We start from the raw sequence: 3,405 nt of genomic DNA, 5'->3' as shown, positions 1-3,405 counted from the left end.
AACCATGTCCGGGCCTGGGCGGGCACGGGCCGTGGGCCCTGCGGCCCGTACCCGGTGACCGGGCGATCGGGTGGCCGGGCGATCGGGTGGCCAGGTGGCCGGGTGGCCGGACGACCGGGCGACGGGCGGATCAGCCGATCCAGCAGCGGGTCACCGTGCCGTCCTCGACCTGGAAGTTGATGCGCCCCGTGCGGAACTCCATGGTCAGGAACGTGCCCGGCGGCACGGCACGGACCACGGTCCAGCCGTGCGCCACGGCCCGCCGCTCGGCGCTTTCGGCACCCAGGCCGACGTAAGGACCGGGCGGGTCGTCGGGCTGAGCGGGCGGAGTCGGTAGGGATGCCATGGCTTCCACCGTAGAGCGTGCGGGGCGCCCCCGGGCAGGGTCCGACGGCGCCGGAATCTCGCGGAACCCCGCTCCCGGGCCCCTTGCGGGTGCGGCATCGGTCACACTTGTGTCACAAGATCCGCATCCGCATTCCGGTCGAACAATTCACTCGAACAAGTCGTCCGATGAAGCGGAAAGGGTAATGCGGACGGCCGTCGGCACACCCGTCCGCGGGACCGGGGAATTGCGCGCGGGACCCGGAGGAAGACCCGACCCCGCGCTTCTTCCGTATTTCCACGGACATGAGGACGCCGCCCGGAATTCACTCGCCCTTATGTCGGACTTACCCGCCCACACCAATCCCTCACATCCCCCCGGCGCGTCCACTATGCGGAATGCCCCGACCTACGCAACGCCGAGGTCAGCAGATCGCGGGCGGCCAGGATGCGACCGGTGAGCTCGGGCGGCTCCACGACCGCGAACTCGAACCCCGTCATGAGTACGTGGACAACCAGCACGTCCAGGCTCGCCGCTCCCGCGGTGAGCAGACAGCTACCCGAGTCGACGGCCTCCAGCACGCCTGCGGACGGGCTGATCCTGGAAGCCGCCTCCTCGGCGGAGACCATCAGCCGGACCACCCCGCGGACCGGGTAGGCGGTGGTCGAGACGCCCCGCGAGACGTAGGCGGCCAGGTCCTGTGCCGGAGGCGGGCGGGGCGTGAAACGGGAACCGTGCGGCGGCGTCGGCGTGATCCGGTCGGCCCGGAAGGTGCGCCAGCCCTCCCGCTCCACGTCCCAGGCGACCAGGTACCAGCGGCGTTCCGCGCACACCAGCCGGTGCGGTTCCGCGTGCCTGCGGGACTCGGAGCCCCCGTGGTCCCGATAGGTGAACCGAAGCCGTCGGCAGTCCCTGCAGGCGCCCGCGAGCTCGGTCAGCAGGCCGGGGTCGACGGCGCTCCCCTCCGGCCCGGGCCCACGCACCATGGGCACCGTGAAGGCGCTCAGCGCGCCCACCCGGCGGCTCAGCCGGTCCGGCAGGACCTGCTCCACCTTGGCGAGGGCGCGGACCGAGGTCTCGCCGATGCCCTCGACCCCGTTGCCCGCGGCCGTGCGCAGCCCGACCACCACCGCCACGGCCTCGTCGTCGTCCAGCAGCAGCGGGGGCAGCGCCGCCCCGGCACCGAGCTGGTAGCCGCCGCCCGTACCCGGGCTGGCGTGGACGGGGTAGCCGAGCTCGCGGAGCTTGTCGACGTCGCGCCGTACGGTCCGCGGGGTGACCCCGAGGCGCTCGGCCAGCTGGTGTCCGCTCCAGTCGCGGTGGGCCTGGAGGAGCGAGAGCAGGCGCAGCAGTCGTGCCGAGGTCTCCAACATGCCGGGCAGTCTGCCAGCACTCGCGGACACCTTCGGTCCGCGAGTGCCGCGGACCGAAGCGGGGCCCTCCCGGGAGCGGCCGGTGGACCGGTCCCGTCCGGACCTCCTGACGGACCGGCCGGGCGGGCGCACCGTCGCCGATCGTACGGACGCTGCCCCCGATGCTGTACGCGCGACGGACCGGAAGGCCCCTGCCGGCACCCCGGCCACACGCGCGCGAACCGGTCCGCCGGCCCCCCGCGGCGGCGGGCCGACCGGGCACGGAGCCCGGAATCCCGGTCCCGCTCCCCTCCCGGACGGCGAACCCGGCTGCCCGGCCCGGGCGACCGGCGCGCCCGGGCCCCCGCCGTATCGGTGCCTCCGAGGGCGTGACCCGGGCGACGGATCGTCCGTTGTTCTTGCATGAGCCGGGACCCGCCCGGCCACGCACCGACTCCTAGGAGCGACCCGTGCCGCGCATGCTCGACGTCAGCGAGGACGTACGCGCCGAAATCGGCGACGCCGAAGCAGACCGGCTGCTCGTCGGCGACAACGCCCCGGGCAGCTACGACTGCACCTCCTGCCGCACCCCCGGCGACTCGGAGCAGGAACGCACCAGCACCGTGCTGTTCGTGGGCGACGAGACGGCCGTACTGGCCTTCGCGCACGCCTCGTGCATCCCGTCCCAGGTCGTGCGCGTCGCGGAGGACCAGCTCCAGGGCGCGGTGCGCAGTATCACCGGCAGCGAGCCGCAAGATCCGGAGGGTCCCATGCCCGAACAGGCCGTCCTCGGCGTCACCAGCGGACTCGTCCTCATCGAGGACGATCTCCGCCCGGCCCTGGTGGTCGAGCCGACCGGCCCGATCGCCCGGCCCGGCACCGACGGCAGCGGGGGCGACGAGTTCCTCCAGCTGCTCCGCGAGCAGGGCTTCCGCCAGTCGTACGATCTCGACCGGCTGCCCGGGCCGCTGCCCGGCTGGTCGGTGCTGCTGGCCGTGGGACGTCTGCACGCGGTGCTGCAGCCGGGCTCCGGCGGTGGTACCCCCGTCGCCTGGTGGCAGGCGCACCAGCCGCTCCAGGTCACCGACGGGTGGCGGGCCGCGGTCAACAGGTCGCAGCAGGTGCTGGTCTTCGCCGCCCCGGCGGGCTCGATCGGCCAGCAGCCCCGTGAGGACCTGCTGAGGGACGCGCTGGACAAGGCGGCGGTCAACGGTCTGCTCGTCGCCGCCTCGATGCCGCTGGCCGGCACCTGATCATGCCCGCCCCTCCCCCGGGCCCGGGCCGCGTGGCGATTTCTCCCTCGGGGCCGCATCCGACGGAGGCCGGGGTCGTTGGCCCGTATGTGCACTCATACGACCCGCCCCGCCAGCATCTGAGTCCGATCCCCGGCATGCGTCCCTCCAGGGACCTCCCGGGGGGCTCATCGCCCACCCCGATCTACGACGCGCTGTACTCCGAATATCTGCGGTCGTTCCGGGCGCTTCCGGGTGACCGCAGCGGCGAGGAGAGTCTGAGCTTCCTGAACTTCACGAGTCCGGGCAGGCTCGCCGGACGCCCGGGAGGCCTCGGGCACGCCGCTGCCGCCGCGCAGCAGGGGCGTACGGCCGCCCAGAGCGGCGGCGGCATGGGCGCGGGCGGCGCCTGGCAGCGGGTGGGCCGGCACGCCGGGCGCCCGCAGCCCGCGGCCCTGCCGCCGGGCTCGCGGGAGCCCTGAGGGGCCGCCACTCG

At 74.1% G+C, this 3,405-nt stretch carries 4 protein-coding genes; 2 read left to right on the top strand and 2 right to left on the bottom strand.

What is annotated here, in order from left to right; translation table 11 throughout:
• Positions 1–130: 130 nt before the first annotated feature.
• Both ACFWEP_RS33215 and ACFWEP_RS33210 read right to left on the bottom strand, forming a co-directional pair.
• On the bottom strand, positions 131–346 hold the full coding sequence (locus tag ACFWEP_RS33215; protein WP_387375804.1) for a proteinase inhibitor I78: 216 nt from the start codon (positions 344–346) through the stop codon (positions 131–133).
• Between the two features lie 368 nt (positions 347–714).
• Positions 715–1,698 (bottom strand): helix-turn-helix transcriptional regulator, encoded by a 984-nt coding sequence (locus ACFWEP_RS33210; protein WP_387375802.1) that lies wholly within the window; start codon positions 1,696–1,698, stop codon positions 715–717.
• Positions 1,699–2,147: 449 nt separating this feature from the next.
• On the opposite strand from ACFWEP_RS33210, the gene ACFWEP_RS33205 reads away from it, so the two are divergent.
• Positions 2,148–2,930: a hypothetical protein gene (locus ACFWEP_RS33205; RefSeq protein ID WP_328722505.1), complete on the top strand. Its 783-nt coding sequence runs from the start codon at positions 2,148–2,150 to the stop codon at positions 2,928–2,930.
• Between the two features lie 137 nt (positions 2,931–3,067).
• Positions 3,068–3,391, top strand: coding sequence for a hypothetical protein (locus ACFWEP_RS33200; protein ID WP_387375800.1), 324 nt, complete (start codon positions 3,068–3,070; stop codon positions 3,389–3,391).
• The last annotated feature ends 14 nt before the right edge of the window (positions 3,392–3,405 follow it).

The sequence above is a fragment of the Streptomyces sp. NPDC060198 genome (assembly GCF_042728415.1).
Classification (GTDB): domain Bacteria; phylum Actinomycetota; class Actinomycetes; order Streptomycetales; family Streptomycetaceae; genus Streptomyces.
The sequence above is the reverse complement of the archived record's forward strand: the minus strand, read 5'-3'. Positions and strand labels throughout refer to the sequence as shown.

Excerpts from the sequence above, each read along its gene's own strand:
- ACFWEP_RS33215 (WP_387375804.1), bottom strand. The coding sequence starts at position 346 with ATGGCATCCCTACCGACTCCGCCCGCTCAGCCCGACGACCCGCCCGGT.
- ACFWEP_RS33210 (WP_387375802.1), bottom strand. The coding sequence starts at position 1,698 with ATGTTGGAGACCTCGGCACGACTGCTGCGCCTGCTCTCGCTCCTCCAG.
- ACFWEP_RS33200 (WP_387375800.1), top strand. The coding sequence starts at position 3,068 with ATGCGTCCCTCCAGGGACCTCCCGGGGGGCTCATCGCCCACCCCGATC.